Origin of the sequence: Aeromicrobium sp. Sec7.5, from assembly GCF_036867135.1 — a bacterium.
Lineage (GTDB): Bacteria > Actinomycetota > Actinomycetes > Propionibacteriales > Nocardioidaceae > Aeromicrobium.
Genome location: NZ_JBAJIJ010000001.1, coordinates 531,736 through 556,873, shown reverse-complemented (window position 1 = coordinate 556,873; position 25,138 = coordinate 531,736). Strand labels below are relative to the sequence as shown.

Sequence of the window (25,138 nt, the reverse complement as noted above, 5' to 3'; positions counted from 1 at the left end):
ACGCTACTACAGGCCGGCCGCCCGGAGGCCGGATCCGCGACACCTGCTCAGGCCTCGGTATCGGTCCGGACGAAGACCCCGTCGATCTGCAGGATCTCACCCGTCGGAGCTGCGTAGCCTTGCTCGATCCCGACCAGCCGGAAGCCGTGGTCGTAGGCCCACGACACCGCCTCGTCAATCAGCATGCCTCCGTCGTACAACGGCACGAGCGACAGCTCCAGCTGCAGGCCGAGCACGGCCTCGACCGTGGCAGCGCCACCGGCCAGCACCTCGCGCTCGAAGCCCTGGGTGTCGATCTTGAGGAACGGCCGCCTGTCCGTGAGTAGAGCAGCGGTCTCGATGTCGAGCGTCGAGACCGTGATGGTCTCCTCGCCGACGTACCGGACCTGCGGGGCAGCGTCGATGTGCGCATCGAGCATCGGCAGGAGCGAGCTGCTGAAGCCGTTGGAGGCGATGTTGATCGTGGCGGAGCCGGCCTCCGCGCCCAGCCCGAGGTTCCGGGCCGACCATCGCGGGTCGCTCGCGGTGACCTCGCCGAGCTGCGCGAACGTGGCCGCGATCGGCTCGAACGACACGATCTCGCCCGTGTAACCGAACGCTCGAAGACCCGTGCCGTACCCGCCGTCGGCGGCACCGACGTCGAGCACCAGGTCGATCCGGTGCCGGTCGAGCATCGACTGGCGGCGGGTGGCCGGGTGCCGGTGCACCTCGAAGCCGCGGTTCGCGACGGCACCGAGCACGGTGTGGACCGCCCGGTTGCGCCAGCTCATCGGCCCGCTCCCGCGGTCATGGCGCGGCGACGGTCGAACGGCCGCCCGTCGGCGTCGATCCCGAGCAACGTCATGGCGAACTCCTCAGCGGTGACCTCGGACAGGTGGGCATCGGTGCGGACCAGCTCACCGGAGGTGGCCCGCCGCATCGCGTCACCGATCGACACGGCGCTGAAGTCGCAGGCGATGCCGGTACCGGTGGCCTCGACCTCGCGGGCGCGGACCATCGAGCCGGCGGTGACGACGGGGACCCCGGCGGCCTGGGCCTTGCCCATGATGCCGCTGGGGCCGTTGTTCGTCAGGGCCAGCGGGACGACGTCGACCGAGGCGACGAAGCTATCGAGCACGTCGTTGTCGAGGAACTCGTCACGCAGGAAGACGCGCGCCCGGTCGGTCTCGTCGAGGCCGTCGGCCCACGCGCGCACCTCGTCGTCGAAGCCGCCCGCGACGACGAGCATCGCGTCGAGCCCGGCGACGTCGATCGCCTCAAGGATCAGCGGCGGGTTCTTGCGGGCGTCGACCGCGCCGAAGATGCCGACCAGCACCCGGTCAGCGGGGAGCCCGAGCTCCGCGCGGTGCGCGGCCCGGTCCCTCGAGTGCGCCGAGCTGTAGTGCGGATCACGCACGCGCTTGACGACCCAACCGGTCGAGGTGTCCTCACGGCCGCTGAAGCCGACGGCGCGGTGCAGGGTGCGGGTGGCCATCGCCATGAGGGCCAGGATCGCCTTCGGACCTCGCAGGCGCCAGCCCGTCAGGTCGGTCAGCGCGAGGCGGGCGGGGTAGCGGGTCAGCATGAAGATGACCCGCGGTCGGGTCGCGAGGCCGCGCAGCTGCTTCGGAGCGACGGCCCACCAGCGCTTGAGGGCCTGGTCGCCGTCCATCAGCACGACCCGCGAGACCGCCGCTCCGTCGACGCCGTCGCGGCACCACCGCGCGGCCTCCGCCGCCATGTCGCGGGTCGCCGGAACCTTGAGCTCGAAGGCCTCCACGACCTTCAGGTCACCCCGTTCGAGGTGCCCGCCCAGATAGACGCCGAGCGCGGGACTCTCGGCGCCGGCACGGCTCGTGAGCATCACGACGGGCCCGAAGCGCTGGGCCAGGTCGGTCACGGTGCCCACGGCCTGGAAGTGGTGACCTCCGGGGTCGGGCTCGACGATCACGGTCGCCGTCCGGTCGTTCGACATCAGTCTCCTCGGAAGGTCGCCGTGGCGGCTCGCCCACGGTCGGCACACCCTACCAACGGCAGCCCGCCTGCCAGGGTGGTTCGGCGCGCCCGGCCACGCCCAGACGTGGGTCGGGTCACGGGTGAAGATGCTCACGCGGGCCCCGCACAGATGTCATGGCGATTGCTCCCTGCCGGACATGGTCACGGACTAGTCTTCCTCCCGTGCATCCCGCCATCCGCGCCGTCGTGCGCCCGCCCGTCCTCGCCGTCAACACGCCGATCGCCCGTCGTCGCGCCAAGACGGCCTTCGCGAGCGCCCCGCGTCCGTTCAAGCTGGAGATCGGTGGCCTGGTGCCCCGCGAGGGCTGGGTCGTCACCAACGTCAGCGCGGTGACGCGCCACTTCCTCGACGCCACTGCGCCGTGGCCCCTCGAGGACGCCTCGCTGTCGCACGTCTACTCCGACAACGTCGTCGAGCACATCACGCTCCAGGGTGCGCAGGTCCTGTTTGCCGAGGCGTTCCGCTGCCTGCAGCCCGGCGGCGCGATCCGCATGGTCACGCCCGATCTGCGGGCCCACGTCGACAAGTACCTGGCCGGCGTGGCGCCCAAGGGTGACCCGAGCGCCAAGGTCTACGAGCAGATCGGTCTCACGGTCGAGCACCCCATCGACTGGGTCCGCATCCCGATCGCCGAGTTCGGCCACCACCACGGCTACCTGTGGGACTTCGAGACGATGGCCGCCGAGCTCACGCGGGCCGGCTTCAGCGACATCAAGCGCTACGAGCACGGCGAGAGCGACCGCCCCGAGCTGGCAGGCATCGACATGCGCGCGGACGAGGGCGGGGTGCAGCTGGTCGTCGAGGCGACCCGCTGACCCGCAGGCCGAGGCCCCGATGACACCTGCACCGGCCCGATCCCTGCGTGTCGCCGTCCTGGCGTCCGGCTGGGCCGGGTTCAACGACGCCGCGTGCCGCGAGCTCGCCGCACGCGGCGTCGAGCTGCTGGTCGTGACCCCGACCACCGCACCTGACACCAACTACGCCGACCTCGGCTTCGGCGAGTACGCCCAGGTGCACCTGTGGCACGGCGCGCCCGCCGACGGCGAGATCACGGAGGTCGTCCGCGCGTTCGCCCCCGATGCGGTCCTGATGCACTCGTGGCACTTCCGTCCCTACCGCGCGGCCGTCAAGGCGCTCCCGGCCGGAACGCTGCGGGTCTGCTGGATGGACAACGTCTGGCGCAACGTCGCCAAGCAGTGGGCCGGCCGCGTCGTCGCCCCGTGGTGGGTGCAGTCGATCTTCGACTGCGTCATGGTGCCGAGTGACCGCACGGAGTTCTTCGCGCGTCGTCTCGGCTTCGGCGAGGACCAGGTCATCCGCGGCTCCCTGACGGCCGACACCAGCATGTTCGGGTCGGGTCCGCGCACGGGCGAGGAGATCGCGGGGCACCGCACGTTCCTCGCGTGCCAACGCCTCGTCCACCACAAGGGTGCCGACGTGCTCGCCGAGGCCTACCGCCGGTACCGCGCCGCCAGTGCCGACCCGTGGGACCTCGCAGTCGCGGGCCTCGGCCCCCTGGCCTCCGACTTCGCGGGCCTCGAGGGCGTGCACATGCTGGGCTTCCAGCAGCCGGCCGAGCTGGCCGAGCTGATGCGGTCGGTCTCGGCCTTCGTGCTCCCCTCCCGCATCGACCCCTACGGCGTGGCGCTGCACGAGGCCGCCGTCAGCGGTCTGCCGCTGATCACCACCTACCAGGTCGGCGCGGCCCCGTTCTTCGTCCAGGACGGCCAGAACGGGTGGACCGTCGCCAGCGGTGACGCGGGCGCGCTCGCGGCGTCGATGACGCACATGGCAGCCCTGGCCGACACCACCGAGGGCGTCGCCCGACTCGGGGAGATGTCGGACCTGAGCCGCGCCCTCGGCAGCCGCACGAGCTCGGCCGGATGGGCCCGAAACCTCCATGAGCAGATCGGCTGGCGGCTCGAGGAGCTCCGGGCTCAGCCCACGAGGTAGTCGACCAGCTCGCGTAGCGCGACCCGCGCCTGGTCGCGACGCGCCGTGTAGCGCCGTGTCGCATCCGAGTGACCACGGCGGACGTGGCCGATCCGCGCCACGAGTGCGGGGAGGTCGCCTTCGAGCGGCACGAGGTGGTCGGACGTGACCAGCTCGCGCAAGCATCCCGTGTCGAAAGCGACGCTCTCGACTCCGTGCCGCATCGCGTCGAGCACGACGAGCGGCTCGGCCTCGTTGCGGTAGCGACTGGGGAAGACGAACAGGTCGAGACGGCTGTAGACCTCATCGACGCGCTCGGGGGCGACCCGGCCCAGGACCTCCAGCGCTGGGCCGAGGTCGCGTCGCCCCGCCTGGACGACCGCCTCGGCCTCGGCGTCCGCGCACGGACCGGCCAGCACGAGAGTCACCTCGACCCCGGCGTCGAGCAGCTGCCGTGCCGACTCGATCACGAGGTCGACGCCCTTCTCCCGGGACAGGTTGCTCAGGTGGCCGAGCACCAGGGGGCCCGGTTCCCCGGGCTCGGCCGGCGTGACATCGCCGAGCAGTCCAGCGTTCGAGCAGACCCGGACGTCGGTCGCCCTCGGGTACACGTCGCGCAGCGCGCTCTCCATCGACGGTCCGAGAACGACGTGCCGCACCCGGCTGCCCCCGGCGCGACACAGCGCCGCCATCGCGCGGTCCCGGTCGTGGAGGTAGCTGAAGTTGTGGTGGTGGAAGGCGACCGGCTGGCGCCGCAGCCGGGCCAGCAGCACCACGACGGCTTGGTACCAGAGCAGCTCGCCCCCCGCGCCGCCGACGTAGACCGATCCACGACGCCCCAGGGCGAGGCTCGCCAGACCCCTCAGCAGGCGCGCGAGGCGGGTCGCCACACCGACCCCGTCGTTGGAGTCGTACGCGCGGACCAGCACGCCGGGCTCCGCAGCGACGAGATCGGCGACCATGCGTGTGACGCGCGAGGCGCCGTGCACCGGCGGGGGCAGCGGGCCGAAGACGCGCACGAGGCGGCGGGTGGGCACGCGCCGATCCTAAGCGGTCAGTCGCGCACGTAGATGTAGTTGAGTCCCTCGATCTGCAGCAGCCGGTAGCCGGCCTTCTGCAGCATCCGCGTCGACGCCAGCACGCGACGCACGCGGTGGTCGTCGAACTCGATGCAGAGCACCACGGGGCGGACACCGTCGGCGATCATCTGCTCCAGCACGGCGTGCTCGGCACCCTCGATGTCGAGCTTCAGCAAGCCGGCCTCGCTCTCGCCGGCGAGCGCGATGAGAGACTTGACCGTCACGACCGGGAACGACTGCATCGAGACCGTGCCGGTGCTGACGGACACGTTCGAGCCGATCGCCCACGACTCGGTCCAGGTCTCGTCCTGGGCGAACTCGAGCTCACCGTCGTCGGACCAGACCCCGACGGGGAAGAAGCTGAGACCGGGGTGCTCGCGCGTGACGTACTCGACCGCTGCCGGGGTGGGGTCGGCGGTGTGCACGGTGTAGCCGAGCCGCTTCAGCTCGAGGTCGAACGTCACGTCGGTGCCGGCACCCACGCAGAAGGCCGGGCCCCGCGACGGGTCGATCTCGGGGATCCACCAGCCCCCGTAGAACGTGCCGAACCGGAGCATGCCGGCCGGCCGCTCGGGCCGCAGATAGGACTCCAACGCGAAGATCGTGAGCTTGAGCCGTGCCTTGAGCACGAAGGTTCTCAGGGCCATCGGGTCCCCCGTCGGTGCAGTCGGGCAGATCTGGTCACCCAAACTCTAGTGGGACCTGCCCGGATCGCCCAGATCGCGGCACCATCCATCGGCCGCGACCGCACGTCGGTGCCGCGACCTAGACTTCAGCCGTGGAGTTCCTCAACGGCCTGCAGCCCTCGCACGACCTGACGTACAACGACGTCTTCATGGTGCCGCGGCGCTCCGACGTCACGAGCCGGTTCGACGTCGACCTCGCCACCGCCGACGGCACGGGCACCACGCTGCCGCTCGTCGTCGCGAACATGACGGCGATCTCCGGCCGCCGGATGGCCGAGACGATCGCCCGCCGCGGGGGCATCGCGATCATCCCGCAGGACATCCCGATCGACGTCGTGGGCTCGACCGTGCGCCGGGTCAAGGCCGCCCACCCGGTCTACGAGACGCCCGTCACGGTCGCCTCGTCGATGACGGTCGGTGAGGCGCTGAGCCTCATCCCGAAGCGGGCGCACGGCGCCGCGGTGGTGGTCGACGACGGCAAGCCGCTCGGCATCGTCACCGAGCGCGACGGCGCCGAGGTCGACCGGTTCGCCCAGGTGCACGAGGTCATGGACCCCGACCTCTTCACGGTCGACGCCGGCCTCGAGCCGCGCGCCTACTTCGACGCCCTCACGAGCCAGCACCGCCCGGTCGCCCCGGTCCTCGACGGCGACACGCTCGTGGGGGTCGTCACCCGCAAGGGCGCGCTCCGCTCCAGCATCTACACACCGGCCACGGACCCCGAGGGTCGTCTCGTGATCGGCGCCGCCGTCGGCATCAACGGCGACGTCCGCGCGAAGGCCCGCGAGCTGCTCGAGACCGGCATCGACGTCATCGTGGTCGACACCGCCCACGGACACCAGATCAAGATGGCCGACGCGCTACCGATCGTCCGGGAGGAGCGCGACGCGTTCGAGTCCCGCACCGGTCGTCGCGTCCCGATCGCGGCGGGCAACGTGGTCTCGGCCGACGGCACCCGTGAGCTGGTTGCCTCGGGCGCCGACATCGTCAAGGTCGGCGTCGGTCCGGGCGCGATGTGCACGACCCGCATGATGACCGGCGTCGGGCGCCCCCAGTTCTCGGCGGTGCTGGAGTGCGCGGCCGCGGCCCGGGAGCTCGGCGCGCACGTGTGGGCCGACGGCGGCGTCCGCTACCCCCGCGATGTCGCGCTGGCGCTGGCCGGCGGCGCGGCGAGCGTCATGATCGGCTCGTGGTTCGCCGGCACGCACGAGAGCCCCGGCGACCTCAAGTTCGGCCCGGACGGGCGCCCCTACAAGGAGTCGTTCGGCATGGCCTCCTCGCGGGCCGTCGCCAACCGCACCCGGGACGCCGCCGGCTTCGAGAAGGCGCGCATGGCGCTGTTCGAGGAGGGCATCTCGACCTCGCGCATGTTCCTCGACCCCGAGAACCCGGGCGTCGAGGACCTCGTCGACCAGATCACGGCGGGCGTGCGCTCGAGCTTCACCTACGCCGGGGCCCGCACGATCGCCGAGTTCGCGGAGCGCGCCGTCGTCGGCCTGCAGAGCTCCGCCGGCTACGACGAAGGCCGTCCGCTCCACGCCTCTTGGTGAAGGGCGCGCGACCTGCGTCGAGGGTTTGGTCGCTCGGCCCACGGAACCTCTGGACCTGCGTATCGTTGATCGACGTGGCCCGCCTCATGACGAGACCGTCGCCCCGACCGGAGGAGCAGCTGTGACCCACGAACCGCAGAATGTCGTCGCCACGCAGAACTCCGCTCACGGTGAGGGCCACGACTACGTCAAGGGCTCCCCGCACCTGCGGCACCCCGAGCTGCGCCGCATGATCGCCGACCACCTGTCCGACCTCGTGCGCGAGACGATCGCCCGCAAGGGCTCGTGCCACGTCGCCGAGATCGGTGCGGGCCACGGCACGTTCTCCGACTTCCTGCTGGCCGCCGGCGCCCGCGTCACGGTCACGGAGGCGAGCCGGGCCAGCGCGGCGATGCTCACCGAGAAGTTCGCCGGACGCGACGACGTCGAGGTCTTCTTCGACAGCACCGGCGGCGACATCTTCGAGCACGACGAGCAGTTCGACGGGATCGTGTGCGCCGCCCTCCTGCACCACATCCCCGACTACGTGACGTTCGTCGGTGACCTGGTCCCGCTGGTCGAGCCCGGCGGATTCTTCTACTCGGCCCAGGACCCGACCTACTACCCGCGGCGCAAGCGGCGTACACACGTCGCCCAGCGCGGCACCTACTTCCTCTGGCGCCTGGCCCAGGGCAACTACCGGCGGGGACTCGCCACACGGATCCGACGCCTCAAGGGCGAGTGGACCGAGACCGAGACCTCCGACCTGGTCGAGTACCACGTCGTCCGCGACGGGGTCGACGAGCAGTCGCTCGAGACCGAGCTGCGGCAGCACTTCGAGGACGTGGAGCTGTTCACGTACTGGTCGACGCAGAGCCCCTTCTTCCAGAAGGCCCTCGGCCGGATGGACCTCCCGAGCGAGTTCGGCCTGATCGGCCGCCGTCGCACGGCCTGACGTCAGTCCCGGCTTCCCAGGATGATCGCGAGGCCGCGCTCGAACGAGTCGTCGAGGTCCGGGTCGAGAGCGATGGCGCCGACCTCGGCGGCCTGCCGGTGCAGCTGGGTCGACTGGGTGTGGCCGACGACATAGATCAACAAGGTGCGGGCGACGTCGAGACCGACCTGCTGGGCCAAGGCCTCCTCGGTCGCCGACACCTCGAGGCGGAAGGCCGCCGCCGTCGCCACGACCTCCGCGCCGTCGCGGATCGCGAGCATCGCGGCGCGGAGCCGGGTCATCGAGCCGGCGACGTCGCCCGTGACCTCGACGTCGGCGACGATCCTCGCCGCCATGAGCGACAGGAGGGTCTGCTTGTTCGCGACATGGTGGTAGAGCGCGCTCGGCTGCACGCCGAGGGCCCCCGCCACGCGACGCATCGAGCAGAACTCCAGACCGAACTCGTCGAGCACGCTCAGCGCCCGGTCGACGACGTCGTCGAGCGTGTTCGCCATGGGTCCCCTCCCGACACCGTGCCCAGGTTGGCGCCGGAGCGCGCCGCTGTGCCACACTACCGAACACCGTTCAGGTGAACACCGTTCAGGAGCATGACATGACTGCCACGACCCCCGCCACGACCAGCACCGCCGCACCCCTCGCGCGCCGCAGCTCCCCCGCGACCGATCTCGCCCTGGTCACGACCTTCGCCGCCGTGATCGGCGTGTGCGCCGTGCTGCCGGCGATCAACGGCGTCGCCAACGTCCCGTTCACGCTGCAGATGTTCGGCGTGTTCCTCGCCGGTGCCGTGCTCGGCGCCAAGCGGGGGTTCATCGCCGTCGCGCTCTACCTCGCGGTGGCCACGGCCGGCGTGCCGATCTTCACGCAGGGCCAGGCCGGCCCGGGCGTCTGGGGCGGGGCGACGGGGGGCTACCTGCTCGCCTTCCCGATCGCCGCGTTCCTGGTGGGCCTGGTCGCCACCTACGCCGTCCGTCGGGGTGCGACGGTGTTCACGGTCGCCGTGGCGGTCGCCGCCGCGATCGTGACGGTCGCGGTCGTCGGCACGCTCGGCACCCTGGGCATGGCCCGCGCGCTCGACGTCTCGCTCGCCGTCGCGTGGGGCTACGCCACCCCCTTCTTCCTCGCCGACGTCGCCAAGGGCGTGATCGCCGCGATCGTGGCGGCGGCGGTGCATCGCGCCTTCCCGCGCCTCACGCGCGGGTAGGTTCTCCCCTGACGGAGACGCTCCGAGACCGAGGAGCCCCTGACCGAGACCGAGGAGCACCGTGATCGAGCTGCGGGACGCGACGGTCGTCGTCGACGCCCCCGAGGGGCCGGTCACCCTGCTGCACCCGACGACCCTGTCGCTCGGCGAGCGCCGGATCGGGATCATCGGCGCCAACGGCTCCGGGAAGTCGACCCTCGCCCGGCTCTTCAACGGCCTGGCGCTCCCGGCCGCCGGGCACGTGCTCGTCGACGGCCTGGACGTCGCTCGGGACGGGCGCGAGGTACGTCGCCGGGTCGGCTTCGTGTTCACCCATCCGGACGCGCAGCTCGTCATGCCGACCCCGCTCGAGGACGTCACCCTGTCGCTCCGGCGCAGCGTGCCCGACAAGGCCGCGCGCCGCAGGCGGGCGCGCGAGGTGCTCGACGAGATCGGCCTCGGGGACCGTGCCGACGTGCCGGTTCACTCGCTGTCCGGCGGACAGAAGCAGCTGCTGGCCCTGGCCGGAGTGCTCGCCACCGATCCTGAGGTCGTCGTGGCCGACGAGCCGACGACGCTGCTCGACCTGCGCAACACCCGGGCCGTCGCCGACCGTCTCTTCGCCCTGCGCCAGCAGCTCGTGCTCGTGACCCACGACCTCGACCTCGCCCGCCGGTGCGACCGGGTCCTCGTCGTGGACGCCGCCCGGGTCGTGTTCGACGGACCGGCGACCGACGCCGTCGACCACTACGTGGCGCTGACCGATGCCTGAGCCGAGCGATGTCTGAGCTGCTGGGCGTCTACCGCCCCGGCACCACGGCGCTGCACCGAATGCCGGTGGGGCCGAAGCTCGCCGTGGTCGCTGCGTGGTCGATCCTCGTCGTCGCCACCCGCGGACCGGTCACCTCCCCCACGTACGCCGTCGTCGCGATCGCGGTGGCGGTCTGGTCGGGCCTGGCCCTGCGCCGCACCCTCCGCACGATGCGCGGGTTCCTGGTGCTGATGGCGCTGGTGGCGGCGTTCCAGACGTGGCAACGCGGACCTGAGGTCGCGGCCGCGGTCGTCGGCAGCCTGCTCGCACTGTTCCTCGTCGGCCTGGCCTTCACGGCCACGACCGCGGTCGACGACCTGCTCGGCACGATCGAGCGGATCGCGTCGCCCGTACGGCTCGTCGGCGCACGCCCGGAACGGATCGCCCTGGCGTTCGCCCTGGTGCTGCGTGCGCTCCCGGCTGTGCTGGAGGTCGCGAACGAGACCCGCGCAGCGGCCAAGGCCCGCGGACTCGAGAGGAGTCCGCGGGCCTTGCTGGTGCCGTTCGCGATCCGGGTCGTGGCGCACGCCTACGCGACGGGCGACGCCCTGGCCGCCCGCGGCCTCGACGACTGAGCCCCGCCAACGAGAAATGCGCCCAGTTGCGCAGAACCCCCGGAGGGAAACCGCACAACTGAGCGCAATTCTTGGCGAGGTCAGCCCAACGTGGCGAGGGCCTCGTTCAGCGTGGCGGACGGACGCATGACCTGCGCGGCCAGCTCGGCGTCGGGGCGGAAGTAGCCGCCGATCTCGGCCGGCGAGCCCTGAACCGCGAGGAGCTCGTCGACGATCGTCTGCTCCTGCTCGGCCAACGAGCCGGCGAGCGCGCCGAAGGCCTCGGCCAGCTCGGTGTCCTCGGTCTGCTTCGCGAGCTCCTGCGCCCAGTACAGGCCCAGGTAGAAGTGGCTGCCGCGGTTGTCGATCGTGCCGAGCTTGCGGCCGGGCGAGCGGTCCTCGTCGAGGAACGTGCCGGTCGCGCGGTCGAGCGTGTCGGCCAGCACCTGGGCGCGCGGGTTGTCGGTGGTCTGGGCGAGGTGCTCCAGGCTCACCGCCAGCGCGAGGAACTCACCGAGCGAGTCCCAGCGGAGGTAGTTCTCCTCCACGAGCTGCTGCACGTGCTTGGGAGCGGAACCACCGGCGCCGGTCTCGAACAGGCCGCCACCGTTGATGAGCGGCACGACCGACAGCATCTTGGCGCTGGTGCCGAGCTCGAGGATCGGGAACAGGTCGGTGTTGTAGTCGCGCAGCACGTTGCCCGTGACCGAGATGGTGTTCTCGCCCTTGCGGATCCGGTCGACCGACAGCTTCGTGGCGTCCTCCGGCGAGAGGATCCGGATGTCGAGGCCCTCGGTGTCGTGCTCCGGCAGGTACGCGTTGACCTTGGCGATCAGGTTGGCGTCATGGGCGCGCGTCTCGTCGAGCCAGAACACGGCCGGGTCGCCGGAGGCGCGGGCACGCGTGACGGCGAGCTTGACCCAGTCGCGGATCGGCACGTCCTTGGTCTGGCAGGCGCGCCAGATGTCACCCTGGGCGACGACGTGCTCGAGGATCGCGTCACCGGCCGAGTTCACGACACGGACGGTGCCGGTGGTCGGGATCTCGAACGTCTTGTCGTGGCTGCCGTACTCCTCGGCCTTCTGCGCCATGAGCCCGACGTTCGGGACGGTGCCCATCGTCGACGGGTCGTAGGCGCCGTTGGCCTTGCAGTCCTCGACGACGACCTGGTAGATGCCGGCGTAGCTCGAGTCGGGGATGACCGCGAGGGTGTCGGCCTCGTCGCCGTCCGGGCCCCACATGTGGCCGGACGTGCGGATCATGGCCGGCATCGACGCGTCGACGATGACGTCGCTCGGCACGTGCAGGTTCGTGATGCCCTTGTCGGAGTTGACCATCGCGAGCTCGGGGCCCTCGGCCAGCTCGGCCTCGAAGGAGGCCTTGATCTCCGCGCCGTTCGGCAGCTTGTCGAGACCCGCGAGGATGCCGCCGAGGCCGTCGTTGGGGCTGAGGCCCGCCGACGCGAGGTCACCCGCGAACGCGGCGAACGTCTTCGGGAAGAACGCGCGCACGACGTGGCCGAAGATGATCGGGTCGGAGACCTTCATCATGGTGGCCTTGAGGTGCACCGAGAACAGCACGCCGTCGGCCTTGGCCTGGGCGATCTGCGCGGTCAGGAACTCGCGCAGCGCGGCGACGTCGAGGTACGTGGCGTCGATGACCTCACCGGCGATGACGGGCAGCGAGTCCTTGAGCACCGTGACCGAGCCGTCGTCGCCGACGAGCTCGATCTTCAGGGTGTCGTCGGCGTCGATGACGACCGACTTCTCGTTGTCGCGGAAGTCGCGGACGCCCATTGTGGCGACCGTGGTCTTGGAGTCGGCCGACCAGGCGCCCATGCGGTGCGGGTGCTTCTGGGCGTAGCTCTTGACCGAGGCGGGCGCGCGGCGGTCGGAGTTGCCCTCGCGCAGGACCGGGTTGACCGCGGAGCCCATGACCTTGCCGTAGCGGGCGCGGATCTCCTTGTCCTCGTCGGTCTGCGGGTCCTCGGGGTACGCGGGCAGCGCGTAGCCCTGGCTCTGCAGCTCGGCGATGGCCGCCTTGAGCTGCGGCACGGAGGCCGAGATGTTCGGGAGCTTGATGATGTTGGCCTCGGGGCGCAGGGCCAGCTCACCGAGCTCGGCGAGGGCGTCGTCGATGCGCTGCCCCTCCTCGAGGTGGTCGGGGAACTGGCTGATGATACGCCCGGCGAGCGAGATGTCGCGGGTCTCGACCTGCACGCCCGCGGTGGACGCGTACGCCTCGATGAAGGGAAGGAACGAGTGCGTCGCCAGGGCGGGCGCCTCGTCGGTGTGGGTGTAGATGATCGTCGGCTCGGCCACGGGGTCTCCGTTTCGCACGCAAGAATAGTTTGACGTCAAGATATCTCATCGAGACTCCTGCCCACCGTGGCACCCGGCGTCGGCGGTGTCGAGCCCGCCCCGGACCTCGAGCGGGCGAGGGGAACGGTCCGACACCCGCGCGGCTCCTGTCGCATCGCCCGGGGCCCGGCGGTGGTGGGGACGAATCGCGCTGTCCACAGCCTCGGAACGGGTCGTTGACGACGGTCCGCGCCGTCGGAGATGCTACGGATCAGTATCGGGGAACGCGGTCACATCGGGTGGTCGGCCCCGTGCTCCTTCGGGGAAGGAACCCATGAGATGTCCGTGATCGATCTGCCGAACACCGCGTCGGCCCACGCCCACGCATGGACGACCAACACCGTCCACCGCGCCCAGCTCAGACTCGAGCGGGGGCTCGTCCGCTACGACGGCTGGTTCCTCGTGTTCACCGCCGTCATCCTCGGGATGGGTGCCACGCTCCTGGCCGGCATGGCCGTGTGGTGCGTCGTCAAGAAGGGCAAGCGCTTCACCGGGGAGTGGTCCTTCAAGAACTTCGGCCTCAAGGTGAACATCCAGTGCGTCTAGGTGACCCAGGACCGGCGGGGCCGACCCGAACCCCCCGGGCACGACCCGGGTCGGCCCCGCCACCGCACCTGGACGGCGGGGCGGTGCGGCCATGACCGCCCTCGACGTCCGGTCGTTGGGCTTCGCGTACGACGCCGGGGTGCGCGTGCTCCACGACGTGAGCCTGCGCGTCGACGCCGGTCAGGTCGTGGGACTCGTCGGGCCCAACGGGTCCGGCAAGTCCACGCTGATCCGCGCGGTCTTCGACCTCCTCGCCGCCCAGGACGGTCAGATCACGATCGACGGCGTCGCCCACACGACGGCGACGGCGAAGGAGCGGTCGCTGTACCTGCCGAGCGACGACCACCTCCCCCAGTTCCTCACCGGGCGCGAGTACCTCGACATGATCGGCGCGCTCTACCGGCGGGGAACGGGCGACGCCGAGGGCCTCTTCGCCCGGTTCGGGATGCGGGGTCGCCTCGACGACCTGATCGAGGACTACTCGCACGGAATGCGCAAGAAGACCCAGTTCGTCAGTGCGCTCACGATGCGCCGGCCGCTCACCGTCGTCGACGAGACCCTCAACGGGATCGACGTCGAGTCGTTGCGCCTCTGCGAGAAGGAGCTGTCCCGCCTGCGCGCCGACGGCGGGGCGGTGCTGCTGTGCACGCACGACTTCGCCCTGCTGGAACGACTCGCCGACCGCGTGGTGTTCCTCGACCTCGGCCGCGTCGTGGCCGACGACACCACGTCGGCCCTGCTCGAGCGCCACGGGTCGCTCGCCTCGATGGTCTTCGCCCATCTCGACGCCGAGGACCGGTGACCGTGCGCCCCTCCCGCTCCCTCGTGCTCGCGCACCTGCTGCTGCGCTACGCCGGTCGCCGTGTGCTGCGGGCCGGGGTGCTCGCCTCGCGGCCGATCCGTCTGGCGGTGGGGGTGGCGCTGCTCGCCCTCCTCGCCGCGGCGGTGGCGGGCGCCGTCACGTTCCTCGCACCGCTCCGGGAGGAGCCCGAGGCGTGGGAGCTCCTGCTCGACGTCACGACCGTCTCGACCGTCATGTGGTGCCTCGCCGCCGCGGTGCTGGTCAAGACCCTGTTCCTCAACGCCGAGGGCATGCTCGCGCTGACCTTCGCCCTTCCGGTCACCAATCGCGAACGCGCCGCCGCGTTCGTGCTGTACGAGGGAGCGATGTCGGCCGCCGTCGTCACGGCCGGCGTGTGCTCGCTCTCGATCGCGTCCCTCGTGGTGCGCGGTCCCGGTGGACTCGTGCCGCTCGTCGAGGCGGTCGCGCTGCCGGCCCTGCTCACGTACCTCACGGTGAGCCTCGCGCACCAGGTCCTGTCACGGTTGCTCACCGCGGTCGGACTGCGGCGCGCCCAACCGGTCGTCCTCGTCGTGCTCCTGTTCGTCCTGCTCGTGGCCCACGTGTCCACGGTGCCGCGCCTGGCAGCCGAAGCGAGCTCGGCCTACCTGAGCGGCTCGGGCGAGCGACCCTGGACGTCTGCCGTCGGCGTCCTGGCCGACCGGATCGGCCACCCCGCCGCCCTCGCGGGCGGCCTGGCGCTCGTCGTCGCCCTCGCGGTCGCCACGGTCCTGCTCACCCCCGACCGGCACCTCCGACAGGCGCGCTTCCTGCCGTGGCGGGCCGGGCCCGTGACCGGGCGCCTGTTCGGCCCCTACGATTGGTGCGCCTTCCGGAGCTTCCAGACCTGGCTGCCCGCCGTACTCGCAGTGGCGCTGCTCGTGGCACTCTGCGTCCGGCCGGTCGCGCATCCCCTCTGGGCACTCTCGGTCCTCTCGATGGGCGCGCTCTACCAGTTCGCCGCCACCGACCCGCTGCGCCGACTGCGCGGCGGCACGCCCTCGGCCTGGGCCGTCTACGGGTACCTCGTGCGCGCTCAGGCACTGCTCTGGCTCACGGCCGCGGCACCCGCCACCGTGGCGGTGATCGCGGTGCGCCCCGAGACGGCCGGCGGCCTGGCCGTGCCTCTCGTGGCGAGCCTCGCCGGCGTCCTCGTGGCACTGGGCGTCGGCATCATCTTCCCCGCCGAGGACGACAACCCGTTCTCAGTCTTCGTCGGCGTCTCGCTCACCGCCGCGCTCGTCGCGCTGCTCGGACTCGGCGTCGGCATCCTCCAGCTCCCTCCCGCTGCGGCTGCCTCGTTCGCGGTCGCCACGGTCGCCCTGTTCGTCGTCTACAGCGTCATCGGCATCGCCGCGTCCACCTCAAGGAGTCGCCATGAAGAAGGTCCTCGTCCTCGTCAACAGCCTGGCCGGAGCCGCGCTGCTGACCCTCGTGATCGCCACCCTGACCCTGCTGTACCTCATGTTCTCGAGCGATGACGGCGACGTGCGCCGCGAGACGTTCTTCGGCGCGCTGATGTTCGAGTCGCGCGATGCCGCCGACGGCTCGACCTCGGTCACGATGGGCGTCGAGAACCCCCTGCCGCTCGTGCTGCTGTTCGTCGTCCTGGCCATCATGCTCACGGTCATCCAGCTCACCTACCGCGCGCTCAAGCAGTACCGTCAGCAGCTGCTCGAGCAGCAGGGCGGAGCCTGAGCCGTGCCCCCGGCACGTCGTGCCGTGCCGGCCACGGCCGCCCGGGTGGCGGCCACGGTCGTCATCCAGGTGTGGCCACTGCTGGCCCTCCTCGGGGCGCTCACCGCCGCCGCAGGTGGCTGGTGGAGCGCGTCCGGCGACCCCGTGCCCGCGCAGATGTTCGGTCGCCTCACGGCGGTCGTGATCCTCGGTCTCCTGGGCTCGTTCGTGGTGCACGAGCTCGCCCACCTCCTGGCGCTGCGCCGCATCGCCTCGGTCGACCAGGTCTGGCTGGAGCGCACCGGCTGGCGGATCTCGTTGCACCCGTGCGGGCTGATGAGTCCGCGACAGATCGCCGCAGTGGCCGTCGCCGGTCCGGGAGCGTGCGTCCTGGTCGGGCTCGGGCTGGGGGTCCTGCTGCCCGGCTCCACCCTGCGGTGGTGGTACCTCGCGCACGTGCTCGCGCTGGTGCCTCCGCTCGGCGACGGACGTGCCCTCGTCACCGCTGCCCGGTCGTCGCGGCGAGCCGCGCTCGCCCCGCAACCGACCTGCAACACGCCTCGCGGCATGCTGTGGCGTGGGACACGATGAATCACGACCGCACCCTCGACCAGGAGACACCTGTGACCGACGAGACCATCAGCAACCTCGCCCACGAGGACCGCATCTTCGAGCCGCCGGCCGACCTGGCCGCGAACGCCAACTTCACCGCCGCCACCTACGAGGCCGCCGAGAACGACCGGCTCGGCTTCTGGGGCGAGCAGGCCGCACGCCTGACCTGGGACACCCCCTTCACCGAGGTGCTCGACTGGTCGGACCCGCCGTTCGCGAAGTGGTTCGTCGGCGGCAAGCTCAACGTCGCCTACAACTGCGTCGACCGGCACGTCGAGAACGGTCACGGCGAGAAGGTCGCGTTCCACTTCGTCGGCGAGCCCGGCGACACGCGCACCATCACGTACGCCGATCTCAAGGACGAGGTCAGCCAGGCGGCGAACGCGATCGAGGAGCTCGGCATCGAGGCCGGCGACCGCGTCGCGATCTACCTGCCCATGATCCCCGAGGCCGTCATCGCGATGCTGGCCTGCGCCCGCGTCGGCGCCCCGCACACCGTGGTGTTCGGCGGGTTCAGCTCCGACGCCCTCGCGTCCCGGGTCGACGACTGCGGCGCCAAGCTCGTCATCACCTCCGACGGTGGCTACCGCCGGGGCAACCCGTCGGCCCTCAAGCCCGCCGTCGACGAGGCGCTGGCGAAGCTCGGCGACGCGAGCCCGGTCGAGAACGTGCTCGTCGTCAAGCGCACGGGGCAGGAGGTCGACTGGAACGACGACCTCGACGTCTGGTGGGACGACGTCGTCGGCGAGGCCTCCACCGACCACCGGTTCCAGTCCTTCGACGCCGAGCACCCGCTCTACGTCATGTACACCTCCGGCACCACGGGCAAGCCCAAGGGCATCCTGCACACCTCGGGTGGCTACCTGACCCAGGCGGCGACGACGTTCCACGGCACGTTCGACCACAAGCCCGAGACCGACGTCTACTGGTGCACCGCCGACGTCGGCTGGGTCACCGGCCACTCCTACATCGTCTACGGGCCGACGGCTGAGGGCGCCACGCAGGTGCTCTACGAGGGCACGCCCGACACCCCGCACAAGGGCCGGTGGTGGGAGATCATCGCCGAGTACGGCGTCACGCTCTTCTACACGGCCCCCACTGCGGTCCGCACGTTCATGAAGTGGGGCCGCCAGATCCCCGCCGAGCACGACCTCAGCTCGCTGCGCATCCTCGGCTCGGTGGGTGAGTCGATCAACCCCGAGGCCTACGTCTGGTACCGCGACAACGTCGGCGGCGGGCGCACCCCGATCGTCGACACGTGGTGGCAGACCGAGACCGGCGCCCACATGATCACCCCGCTGCCGGGCGTCACGAACGCCAAGCCCGGATCGGCCATGATCGGCTTCCCCGGCATCAGCATCGACGTCGTCGACGACGCCGGCGAGCCCGTCCCGAACGGCGGCGGCGGCTACCTCGTGGTCACCGAGCCGTGGCCCGCGATGCTCCGCACGATCTGGGGCGATGAGGAACGGTACAAGGAGACGTACTGGTCGCGCTTCGCGAAGCAGGGCTACTACTTCGCCGGCGATGGCGCCAAGAAGGACGACGACGGCGCGATCTGGTTGCTGGGCCGCGTCGACGACGTCATGAACGTCTCGGGCCACCGCCTCTCGACGACCGAGATCGAGTCGGCCCTCGTGTCGCACCCCTCGGTCGCCGAGGCCGCCGTCGTCGGCGCCACCGACGACACCACCGGCCAGGCCGTCGTGGCGTTCGTGATCCTGCGCGAGTCGGCCGGCGAGGGCGGCGACACCGACGACGCCATCACCGCGCTACGCAACCACGTGGCCAAGGAGATCGGGCCCATCGCCAAGCCGCGCCAGATCATGGTCGTGCCCGAGCTGCCCAAGACCCGCTCGGGCAAGATCATGCGCCGCCTGCTCCGCGACGTCGCCGAGAACCGCGAGGTCGGCGACTCCAGCACCCTGGCCGACTCCTCGGTCATGGACCTCATCACCCAGGGCCTGAAGACGTCCAGCAGCGACGACTGATCCTCCGGCGTCGGGCGGTGAGTCTTCCACCCGTGCGCGGGCCGGCGGCGAGTGTTCCAGCGCACGAGCGCTGGTGCGGTGGAACACTCACCGCCCCTCGCCTGCAGGTGGAACACTCACCGCCCCTCGCCGGCCCGTGGTGCGGCGGGGCCCGTCGCTTGTAGGCTCACGCCCATGGCCATCAGCGTGAAGTCATCGTCCGACGCCGCGACCGACAAGGTCGAGGAGCCCACGATCGGCCGGCTCGTCGCCGACGCCAGCCGGGACCTGTCGTCCCTGGTGCAGCACGAGGTGGCCCTCGCCAAGGCCGAGCTGCGCTTCAGCGTGAAGGCCGGCGTGCTCGGATCGCTGCTCTTCATCGTCGCCGGATTCTTCGGCGTGCTGATCGTCATCATGCTGTCGTTCGCGTTCGCGTACTTCCTGACGATGACCGGCCTGCACCCCGCGTGGGCGTTCCTGATCGTGGCCGGCACCTACACGCTGCTCGCGGCGCTGCTGGTGGTGTTCGGCATCAACCGGATCAAGAAGATCCGCGCGCCCGAGGCCACGATCGAGACCGCGAAGCAGATCCCGGCGGCGCTCAAGGGCCAGCGGTCCGACCTCGACCCTGCCTGACCGACTCCGCGACGGCCAGCACCACGCCGACCACGAGCACGACGCCGCCACCGATCGCGGCCTTGGCGAGCAGGTCGTCGAACGACGCCCGGGCGACGTCGACGAGGACGAGTCCCACCCGGGTGCCCGCATCCGTGCCCGCTGAAGGATCGGTCGACGCCGCGACACGGGCCCCGAGGTGGAGCAGGCCCGTGACGGCCAGCGCACCGGCGCCGAGCCACACCAGGGCGACGCCTCGACGGCGCGCCAGGACCTGTGCCAGCACGGCACCGGCGAGGGTCACCACACCCGCACCGACGGCCAGCTGCGGACTCGCCGCGGCGGTGGCGACGGCTCGCCGCGCCTGCTGGTCCTGCATCTCGATCGGCACGCTCGTCACGTCGAGCTCGACCCCGGCCTCGGTCGCCACGGCGGCGACGAGCGGGGCGAGGTCGACGACGAATCTGTAGTCCTGGTCCTCGCCGCGGAACATCTCCCGGTGCGCCTGGCGCTGGGAGTCACCCCACCCGTCGACGACCACGTCACTGGCGAGGCCCTCCCCCACGAACCCGGCCAGCTCCTCCAGCGTGCGGTCGATGACGTCGGCGGGGATCCTGAGTTCCTCGAGGCGGTCGCGGGTGCGCCCGTCGAGCTCGTCGACGACTGCCTCGACCAAGGCCGTGCGTGTCGCGGTGTCGTCGAGGATGCCGCGACTGAGCTCGACGTAGCCGTCCTCGTCGGCGATCTCGACGGCCAGCCACGCGAGCGGCAGCGCGACCGCGAACGCGACGACCGCGACGAGGCCGGCGAGAAGCGACCCGAAACCCCTCACGCACAACCGCCGGTGTCGACCGAGGCGGTGGCCGAGCTGCCGGTCTCAGCGGCGTCGGCGACCTGCTCGGCCGTGAGCGCGTAGCCGGTGTTCGAGTCGGTGATCGACGCCGCGAAGATCACGCCGAGCACCTGCCCCTCGGTCGACACGAGCGGACCGCCCGAGTTGCCCGAGCGCACGAGGCTGCGGATCGAGAACGACTCGCGCACGTGCTGTCCCCCGTCGTAGATGTCGGGGCTGTTGAGCCGGATGCGTTCGCGGATGCGTGCCGCCTGCGCGTCGAACGGACCGTTGCCAGGATAGCCGAGCACCGCGGCGTCCTGACCGGCCTCGCCGTCGGTGTCGAACGCCAGCGCGGGCAGGTCGAGGTCGACCGCGAGCACCGCGACGTCGAGCTCGGGATCGAACACGACGACCGTCGCCTCGAACGAGCCCTCGGTCGTGACCACGTCGGGCCGCGAGACCCCGGCGACGACGTGGGCGTTGGTCATGACCCGGTCCTCGGCGAACACGAAACCCGTGCCCTCGATGCCGCGGTCGCAGGAGGCCTCACCCAGGATCTTCACGACCGAGACGGCCGCCTGATCGACACCGGGCAGCTGGAGCGTGGCCGGGTCGGGCGGTCCGACCCGGACGATGTCCTCGCTGTCGAACGGGTCGAGGTAGCGCGGGAACAGATTGGCGTCGATGACGTCGCTGAAGGCCCGCAGGACCCCGCTGGCCTGCGAGGGCATCGCACGGTCGACCGTGCCGAGGATCGCGGACTCCCGGGCGGCGGTCGACAGGTACGGCACCGTCGTGCCGCTGACGGCGTAGCCGAGCGCCCAGGACACGACGAGCACCGAGACGACGCTGAGGACGCCCCCACCGGCCGCGTCGACCCACCGCCCCCGCGGCGAGCGCACGGTGCGTCGCAGGTCGGCACCCACGACGGTGCCGAGGATCTGGCCCCCGGCCGCGGCGGCGACGACGATGCCGAGCGCTGTCAGCGACGCGGCGAGGTTCGGCTCGGCCGGCGAGATGACGAGGGGCACCAGCAGCACCGCCAGGAGCCCGCCGACCAGGAGCCCGACCGTGGCGGCGAGGTTGGCCAGGAACCCCTGCACGACACCGGAGATCGCGAAGGCCAGGGCGATGATCAGGATGCCGAGGTCGAGGGAGTTCATGGCGGGGTCCTCATGGCTGGGCCTTCATGACGGGGTGGGGAGCTCGCGCTCGACGGAGGCGTCCCACGGACGCTCCCACCCGACGACCTCGAACAGGCGCGACACGATCCCGGCCGTGAAGCCCCAGAGCGGCACCGGCGTGCCGACGTCGAACGCCGGACCGCGCCAGCCCATCGGGTGGATCACGGTGAACCGGCGGTCGGGGTCCAGCAGCTCGTCGATGGGCTGGTGGAGCACCGTGCGGACCTCGGCGACCGACACCGGCTGCAGCATCTGCGGCTCCCGCCAGTAGGCCAGCACCGGGGCCACCGCGAAGTTGCTCGGCGGGAGCCACAGCGTCGGCAGGGTCCCGAACACGTCGACCCCCGCCGGGTCGAGCCCGACCTCCTCCTGCGCCTCACGCAGCGCCGCGGCGATGAAGCCCTCGTTGCCGACCCCGTCGCCGGGGTCGACCCGACCACCGGGGAACGAGACCTGACCCGCGTGCTGCCGCAGGGTCGTGGCCCGCTCGGTCAGCAGGATCTCCGGCCCACGCTCGCCGTCGGAGAACAGCAGCAGGACCGCGGCCGGCCGCGCGTCGGCCGGCGGGTGGGGAAATCGGGGCGACAGGCGCTCGGGCTGGACCGACCCGGCGATGTCGGCCAGCGGACGCAGCCACTCCGGCACCGAGGGAGGCACCGGGGGCAGGGGTGCGCGCTGGTTCACTGCTCCACCTCCAGGTGCTCCGCGATGTCGGCGACGAGCACACCGTAGTCGTCGTACGGCGTCAGCTGGGAGCCGACGACCTGCCCGTCGACCAGGAACGTCGTGGTGGGGAGCCCCCGCAGCGACAGGGGCACGCGCAGCGAGCTCGACGGATCGGCGACCTGGGGATAGGTGACCCCGGTGGACCGCGCCAGGTCGATCGCCGACGCCGGGTCCTCGTCGGCGAACACGATGCCGACGAACGTGACGCGGCCGGCGTACTCCTCCGCGGCCCGCACCAGCAGCGGGAGCTCCTCGCGGCACGGCTCGCACCAGTGGGCCCAGACGTTGACGACGACCGGACCGTCGAAGGCCGCGAGATCGACGGGCTTCCCCGTCGAGACGCAGACGAGCTCGACGTCGGAGAACGGCGAGTCGGTCGCGGCGCCCGAGGACCGCCCGGGGCACGGGTCGATGCCGGCGTCCTGCGCGGCCGTGACGACGTCGGCCCCGATGGGCGCGCCGTCCGTGGCTTGGTCCGCGGCCCGGTCGGGCGCGCACGCGGCGAGCACGAGCACGGCGAGCACCGCCCAGGCCGTGAGGCGCCTCATGCGCGCCCCTGCGTCGTGACGAGCGCCTCGGCGAGCGCGGGATCGGTGGGACCGAGTCCGTAGGACGGGCACCAGCGGGCCACCGGGCAGGCACCACAGGCCGGTGTGCGGGCGTGGCAGCGGCGGCGACCGTGCCAGATCAGGCGGTGGCTCAGCATGGTCCAGTCACGGCGCGGGAACAGCGCTCCCACGGCGTGCTCGGTGCGGACCGGGTCGCCGACGGTGTGCGCGTCGGCCCATCCGAGTCGTTCGACGAGTCGCAGCACGTGGGTGTCGACCGGAAGACCCGGCACCTCGAAGGCGTTGCCGAGCACCACGTTGGCGGTCTTGCGGCCCACCCCGGGGAGCGTGACGAGGTCGGCCATGCGGGCCGGGACCTCACCGTCGAACCGCTCCACGATCGCCGCCGAGAGACTCAGCACGTGGCCCGACTTGGCCCGGAAGAACCCCGTGGGCCGGACGATCTGTTCGACCTCGGCCCGATCGGCGCCCGCCATCGCGGTGGCGTCCGGCCAGCGCTCGAAGAGCAGTGGCGTGACCGCGTTGACCCGGCGGTCGGTGGTCTGCGCCGACAGCACCGTGGCGACGAGCAGCTCGAACGGACTGCGGAAGTCGAGCTCGCACCGCGCATCCGGATACGCCTCGGCGAGCACGCGGTGCGTGCGCCGGGCGCGGCGCACCAGGGCCGTGCGGGAGATGTCGCGCGCCGCCGCGGGAGGCCGGACGGGTGCTCCGGAGCCTCGAGTCGTCTCCGGTCGCGCCACCCTGCCAGCGTAGTTGGCCGGTCAATCTCCCGTTCGGGAGCCGAACTGTGCCAGACTTTGAAGGTACGTGTGACACAACAGACATTGAGAGAAGGCCCACGTGTCCGAGGAAGTGCTCCGCCAGGCCCCCCTCTTCGCCGGTCTCGGCGAAGAAGCGGCGGCGACGCTCGAGGCGTCGATGACGGCGGTGAGCCTGCGGCGCGGTGAGGTCCTCTTCAACGAGGGTGACGACGGCGACCAGCTCTACATCGTCACCGACGGCAAGATCAAGCTCGGGCGCACGTCGCCCGACGGTCGCGAGAACCTGCTCGCGATCCTGGGTCCCGGTCAGATGTTCGGCGAGCTGTCGTTCTTCGATCCCGGGCCCCGCTCCGCCACGGCCACGGCCGTGACCGACGTCGACATGCGCAGCCTCGGCCACGAGGCCCTGAGCCCCGTGCTCGAGTCGCACCCGGGTGTCGCCAACGCGCTGCTGCACCAGCTGGCCGGCCGCCTGCGCCGCACCAACGAGGTCGTCGGTGACCTGGTGTTCTCCGACGTGCCGGGCCGTGTCGCCAAGGCGCTGCTCGACCTCGCGAGCCGCTTCGGTCGCGGCGCCGACGACGGCGTCCACGTCAACCACGACCTCACCCAGGAGGAGCTTGCGCAGCTCGTGGGCGCCTCCCGCGAGACGGTCAACAAGGCGCTGGCCGACTTCGCCTCGCGCGGGTGGCTGCGGCTCGAGCCGCGCTCGGTCATCATCCTCGACCTCGACCGCCTGCAGCGCCGCGCGCGCTGATCCAGTCGCCTGAGACGGCCTCCACCCCTCGGGGCGGAGGCCGCTCGTGCGTGCGGGGGCGGTGGATCCGTGCCGAACGTCTTCACCCCCGCCTCGGCGGGCGCGGCGTCCTCGTCGACGGCGTGGTGCGGCTAGGCCTCGCCGCGCAGGTACTCGAGCTGGGCCTCGACGGAACGCTCGGCGGCGGGCCAGAGGGACTCGTCGACCTCGGCGTAGACGCGCTCCACGACCTCCCGGGCCGTGACGGCGCCGTCGGCGACCGCGGCCCGCACCTGGTCGAGGCGCTCGAGCCGGTGGGTGCGGTAGAAGTCGACGACGCCGTTCGCGTCCGGCAGGACCGGTCCGTGGGCGGGGTAGAACTGCGTGGCCCGACCGGACGAGACCACCTCGCCGATGCGGTCGAGCGAGGTCAGGTACGGCCCGAGCGCGCCGTCCGGATGGGCGATGATCGTGGTGCCACGCCCCAGGATCGTGTCGCCGGTGAGCAGCGCGCCATCGGCCTCCACGAGCAGGCAGATCGAGTCGCCGGTGTGACCCGGCGTGTGCACGACCTCGACGCGCAGGCCGTCGACCTCGACGACCTCACCGTCGGCCAGCGTCCCGGCATCGCGGCACCACGCCGCGTCGCGGGCGCGGGCCGGTGCGCCGGTGCGGGCGAGCATCGTGTCGATCGCGTCGGTGTGGTCGCCGTGCCAGTGCGTGTAGAGCACGACCGCGACCTCGCCGGCAGCCTCCAGCACGGCGTCGAGGTGGGCGGCGTCGTCCGGACCCGGGTCCACGACGACGCTGCGCGAAGCGCCCGGTGCACGCAGGACCCACGTGTTGGTGCCGTCGAGCGTCATCATGCCGGCGTTGTCGGCGCGCACCACGGTCGCGACGTCGCTGACCGCCACGGCGACCTCGACCGGACCCTGCGTGATGTCCTGCGTCATGCCGGCACCGCCTCAGGACAAGCGAAGA

27 protein-coding genes are annotated in these 25,138 nt (G+C 71.6%); 15 read left to right on the top strand and 12 right to left on the bottom strand.

Features of this window, described 5'->3' with window-relative positions; all coding sequences use genetic code 11:
• Positions 1-47 precede the first annotated feature (47 nt).
• Both V6S66_RS02855 and V6S66_RS02850 read right to left on the bottom strand, forming a co-directional pair.
• On the bottom strand, positions 48-770 hold the full coding sequence (locus V6S66_RS02855; protein ID WP_334205252.1) for an FkbM family methyltransferase: 723 nt from the start codon (positions 768-770) through the stop codon (positions 48-50).
• Complete coding sequence (locus V6S66_RS02850) at positions 767-1,954, bottom strand: hypothetical protein (protein WP_334205251.1); 1,188 nt, start codon at positions 1,952-1,954, stop codon at positions 767-769. The genes V6S66_RS02855 and V6S66_RS02850 overlap by 4 nt, the downstream gene beginning before the upstream one ends.
• Positions 1,955-2,157: 203 nt before the next feature.
• Between V6S66_RS02850 and V6S66_RS02845 the strand changes: the two genes are divergently transcribed.
• Together V6S66_RS02845 and V6S66_RS02840 are read left to right on the top strand one after the other, a co-directional pair.
• Complete coding sequence (locus V6S66_RS02845; RefSeq protein WP_334205250.1) at positions 2,158-2,811, top strand: class I SAM-dependent methyltransferase; 654 nt, start codon at positions 2,158-2,160, stop codon at positions 2,809-2,811.
• A 19-nt stretch (positions 2,812-2,830) separates the two neighbouring features.
• Positions 2,831-3,949, top strand: coding sequence for a glycosyltransferase family 4 protein (locus V6S66_RS02840; RefSeq protein ID WP_334205249.1), 1,119 nt, complete (start codon positions 2,831-2,833; stop codon positions 3,947-3,949).
• Here the strand turns inward: V6S66_RS02840 and V6S66_RS02835 are convergent.
• Both V6S66_RS02835 and V6S66_RS02830 read right to left on the bottom strand, forming a co-directional pair.
• Complete coding sequence (locus V6S66_RS02835) at positions 3,934-4,965, bottom strand: glycosyltransferase family 4 protein (protein WP_334205248.1); 1,032 nt, start codon at positions 4,963-4,965, stop codon at positions 3,934-3,936. The genes V6S66_RS02840 and V6S66_RS02835 overlap by 16 nt on opposite strands.
• Positions 4,966-4,982: 17 nt before the next feature.
• Positions 4,983-5,654: an FkbM family methyltransferase gene (locus V6S66_RS02830; RefSeq protein WP_334205247.1), complete on the bottom strand. Its 672-nt coding sequence runs from the start codon at positions 5,652-5,654 to the stop codon at positions 4,983-4,985.
• Between the two features lie 131 nt (positions 5,655-5,785).
• Here V6S66_RS02830 and V6S66_RS02825 point away from each other — a divergent pair, with 131 nt between their 5' ends.
• Positions 5,786-7,243: a GuaB1 family IMP dehydrogenase-related protein gene (locus V6S66_RS02825; RefSeq protein ID WP_334205246.1), complete on the top strand. Its 1,458-nt coding sequence runs from the start codon at positions 5,786-5,788 to the stop codon at positions 7,241-7,243.
• Between the two features lie 121 nt (positions 7,244-7,364).
• Positions 7,365-8,177, top strand: a complete 813-nt coding sequence (locus V6S66_RS02820) for a class I SAM-dependent methyltransferase (RefSeq protein WP_334205245.1) — start codon at positions 7,365-7,367, stop codon at positions 8,175-8,177.
• Positions 8,178-8,179: 2 nt separating this feature from the next.
• On the opposite strand, the gene V6S66_RS02815 is transcribed toward V6S66_RS02820, so the two are convergent.
• Entirely contained in the window at positions 8,180-8,671 is a 492-nt protein-coding gene (locus tag V6S66_RS02815; RefSeq protein ID WP_334205244.1) for a TetR family transcriptional regulator, read from the bottom strand.
• Between the two features lie 98 nt (positions 8,672-8,769).
• On the opposite strand from V6S66_RS02815, the gene V6S66_RS02810 reads away from it, so the two are divergent.
• The 3 genes from V6S66_RS02810 to V6S66_RS02800 all read left to right on the top strand — a co-directional run bounded on the left by V6S66_RS02810 (position 8,770) and on the right by V6S66_RS02800 (position 10,743).
• On the top strand, positions 8,770-9,378 hold the full coding sequence (locus V6S66_RS02810; protein WP_334205243.1) for a biotin transporter BioY: 609 nt from the start codon (positions 8,770-8,772) through the stop codon (positions 9,376-9,378).
• A gap of 61 nt (positions 9,379-9,439) precedes the next feature.
• On the top strand, positions 9,440-10,129 hold the full coding sequence (locus V6S66_RS02805) for an energy-coupling factor ABC transporter ATP-binding protein (RefSeq protein WP_334205242.1): 690 nt from the start codon (positions 9,440-9,442) through the stop codon (positions 10,127-10,129).
• Between the two features lie 8 nt (positions 10,130-10,137).
• Complete coding sequence (locus V6S66_RS02800) at positions 10,138-10,743, top strand: energy-coupling factor transporter transmembrane component T family protein (protein WP_334205241.1); 606 nt, start codon at positions 10,138-10,140, stop codon at positions 10,741-10,743.
• A gap of 80 nt (positions 10,744-10,823) precedes the next feature.
• Here the strand turns inward: V6S66_RS02800 and V6S66_RS02795 are convergent, their stop codons facing one another.
• Positions 10,824-13,043: an NADP-dependent isocitrate dehydrogenase gene (locus V6S66_RS02795; RefSeq protein ID WP_334205240.1), complete on the bottom strand. Its 2,220-nt coding sequence runs from the start codon at positions 13,041-13,043 to the stop codon at positions 10,824-10,826.
• A gap of 318 nt (positions 13,044-13,361) precedes the next feature.
• Between V6S66_RS02795 and V6S66_RS02790 the strand changes: the two genes are divergently transcribed.
• The 7 genes from V6S66_RS02790 to V6S66_RS02760 all read left to right on the top strand — a co-directional run bounded on the left by V6S66_RS02790 (position 13,362) and on the right by V6S66_RS02760 (position 19,364).
• Complete coding sequence (locus tag V6S66_RS02790; RefSeq protein WP_334205239.1) at positions 13,362-13,628, top strand: hypothetical protein; 267 nt, start codon at positions 13,362-13,364, stop codon at positions 13,626-13,628.
• 91 nt (positions 13,629-13,719) lie between these two features.
• A complete protein-coding gene (locus V6S66_RS02785; RefSeq protein WP_334205238.1) occupies positions 13,720-14,430 on the top strand; it encodes an ABC transporter ATP-binding protein in 711 nt (236 codons plus the stop codon).
• A complete protein-coding gene (locus V6S66_RS02780; protein ID WP_334205237.1) occupies positions 14,427-15,950 on the top strand; it encodes a hypothetical protein in 1,524 nt (507 codons plus the stop codon). Before V6S66_RS02785 ends, V6S66_RS02780 begins: the two co-directional genes overlap by 4 nt.
• Complete coding sequence (locus tag V6S66_RS02775) at positions 15,847-16,167, top strand: hypothetical protein (RefSeq protein ID WP_334205236.1); 321 nt, start codon at positions 15,847-15,849, stop codon at positions 16,165-16,167. The genes V6S66_RS02780 and V6S66_RS02775 overlap by 104 nt, the downstream gene beginning before the upstream one ends.
• Positions 16,168-16,170: 3 nt before the next feature.
• Positions 16,171-16,737, top strand: coding sequence for a hypothetical protein (locus tag V6S66_RS02770; RefSeq protein ID WP_334205235.1), 567 nt, complete (start codon positions 16,171-16,173; stop codon positions 16,735-16,737).
• Positions 16,738-16,769: 32 nt separating this feature from the next.
• The gene (gene acs / locus V6S66_RS02765) at positions 16,770-18,749 is read left to right on the top strand and encodes an acetate--CoA ligase (protein WP_334205234.1); all 1,980 of its coding nucleotides are present in this window, start codon (positions 16,770-16,772) and stop codon (positions 18,747-18,749) included.
• A gap of 174 nt (positions 18,750-18,923) precedes the next feature.
• Positions 18,924-19,364, top strand: a complete 441-nt coding sequence (locus V6S66_RS02760) for a phage holin family protein (RefSeq protein WP_334205233.1) — start codon at positions 18,924-18,926, stop codon at positions 19,362-19,364.
• On the opposite strand, the gene V6S66_RS02755 is transcribed toward V6S66_RS02760, so the two are convergent.
• From V6S66_RS02755 to nth, 5 genes are read right to left on the bottom strand one after another with little or no spacing between them, the layout of a single operon-like run.
• A complete protein-coding gene (locus V6S66_RS02755; protein WP_334205232.1) occupies positions 19,330-20,175 on the bottom strand; it encodes a hypothetical protein in 846 nt (281 codons plus the stop codon). The genes V6S66_RS02760 and V6S66_RS02755 overlap by 35 nt on opposite strands.
• A complete protein-coding gene (locus V6S66_RS02750; protein WP_334205231.1) occupies positions 20,172-21,341 on the bottom strand; it encodes a MarP family serine protease in 1,170 nt (389 codons plus the stop codon). The genes V6S66_RS02755 and V6S66_RS02750 overlap by 4 nt, the downstream gene beginning before the upstream one ends.
• A gap of 24 nt (positions 21,342-21,365) precedes the next feature.
• Positions 21,366-22,046, bottom strand: a complete 681-nt coding sequence (locus V6S66_RS02745; protein ID WP_334205230.1) for an NUDIX hydrolase — start codon at positions 22,044-22,046, stop codon at positions 21,366-21,368.
• Entirely contained in the window at positions 22,043-22,636 is a 594-nt protein-coding gene (locus tag V6S66_RS02740; RefSeq protein WP_334205229.1) for a TlpA family protein disulfide reductase, read from the bottom strand. The genes V6S66_RS02745 and V6S66_RS02740 overlap by 4 nt, the downstream gene beginning before the upstream one ends.
• Complete coding sequence (gene nth / locus V6S66_RS02735; protein ID WP_334207212.1) at positions 22,633-23,334, bottom strand: endonuclease III; 702 nt, start codon at positions 23,332-23,334, stop codon at positions 22,633-22,635. The genes V6S66_RS02740 and nth overlap by 4 nt, the downstream gene beginning before the upstream one ends.
• 166 nt (positions 23,335-23,500) lie before the next feature.
• Between nth and V6S66_RS02730 the strand changes: the two genes are divergently transcribed.
• Positions 23,501-24,178 carry a Crp/Fnr family transcriptional regulator gene (locus V6S66_RS02730; RefSeq protein WP_334205228.1) on the top strand — a complete coding sequence of 226 codons (678 nt, stop codon included), beginning with the start codon at positions 23,501-23,503 and terminating at the stop codon, positions 24,176-24,178.
• 131 nt (positions 24,179-24,309) lie between these two features.
• Here V6S66_RS02730 and V6S66_RS02725 read toward each other — a convergent pair whose 3' ends face one another.
• On the bottom strand, positions 24,310-25,110 hold the full coding sequence (locus V6S66_RS02725) for an MBL fold metallo-hydrolase (protein WP_334205227.1): 801 nt from the start codon (positions 25,108-25,110) through the stop codon (positions 24,310-24,312).
• Between the last annotated feature and the right edge of the window lie 28 nt (positions 25,111-25,138).

Excerpts from the sequence above, each read along its gene's own strand:
- V6S66_RS02750 (WP_334205231.1), bottom strand. The coding sequence starts at position 21,341 with ATGAACTCCCTCGACCTCGGCATCCTGATCATCGCCCTGGCCTTCGCG.
- V6S66_RS02775 (WP_334205236.1), top strand. The coding sequence starts at position 15,847 with ATGAAGAAGGTCCTCGTCCTCGTCAACAGCCTGGCCGGAGCCGCGCTG.
- V6S66_RS02740 (WP_334205229.1), bottom strand. The coding sequence starts at position 22,636 with ATGAGGCGCCTCACGGCCTGGGCGGTGCTCGCCGTGCTCGTGCTCGCC.
- V6S66_RS02725 (WP_334205227.1), bottom strand. The coding sequence starts at position 25,110 with ATGACGCAGGACATCACGCAGGGTCCGGTCGAGGTCGCCGTGGCGGTC.
- V6S66_RS02790 (WP_334205239.1), top strand. The coding sequence starts at position 13,362 with ATGTCCGTGATCGATCTGCCGAACACCGCGTCGGCCCACGCCCACGCA.
- V6S66_RS02840 (WP_334205249.1), top strand. The coding sequence starts at position 2,831 with ATGACACCTGCACCGGCCCGATCCCTGCGTGTCGCCGTCCTGGCGTCC.
- V6S66_RS02830 (WP_334205247.1), bottom strand. The coding sequence starts at position 5,654 with ATGGCCCTGAGAACCTTCGTGCTCAAGGCACGGCTCAAGCTCACGATC.
- V6S66_RS02815 (WP_334205244.1), bottom strand. The coding sequence starts at position 8,671 with ATGGCGAACACGCTCGACGACGTCGTCGACCGGGCGCTGAGCGTGCTC.
- V6S66_RS02850 (WP_334205251.1), bottom strand. The coding sequence starts at position 1,954 with ATGTCGAACGACCGGACGGCGACCGTGATCGTCGAGCCCGACCCCGGA.
- V6S66_RS02785 (WP_334205238.1), top strand. The coding sequence starts at position 13,720 with ATGACCGCCCTCGACGTCCGGTCGTTGGGCTTCGCGTACGACGCCGGG.
- V6S66_RS02810 (WP_334205243.1), top strand. The coding sequence starts at position 8,770 with ATGACTGCCACGACCCCCGCCACGACCAGCACCGCCGCACCCCTCGCG.
- V6S66_RS02760 (WP_334205233.1), top strand. The coding sequence starts at position 18,924 with ATGGCCATCAGCGTGAAGTCATCGTCCGACGCCGCGACCGACAAGGTC.
- V6S66_RS02800 (WP_334205241.1), top strand. The coding sequence starts at position 10,138 with ATGTCTGAGCTGCTGGGCGTCTACCGCCCCGGCACCACGGCGCTGCAC.
- V6S66_RS02855 (WP_334205252.1), bottom strand. The coding sequence starts at position 770 with ATGAGCTGGCGCAACCGGGCGGTCCACACCGTGCTCGGTGCCGTCGCG.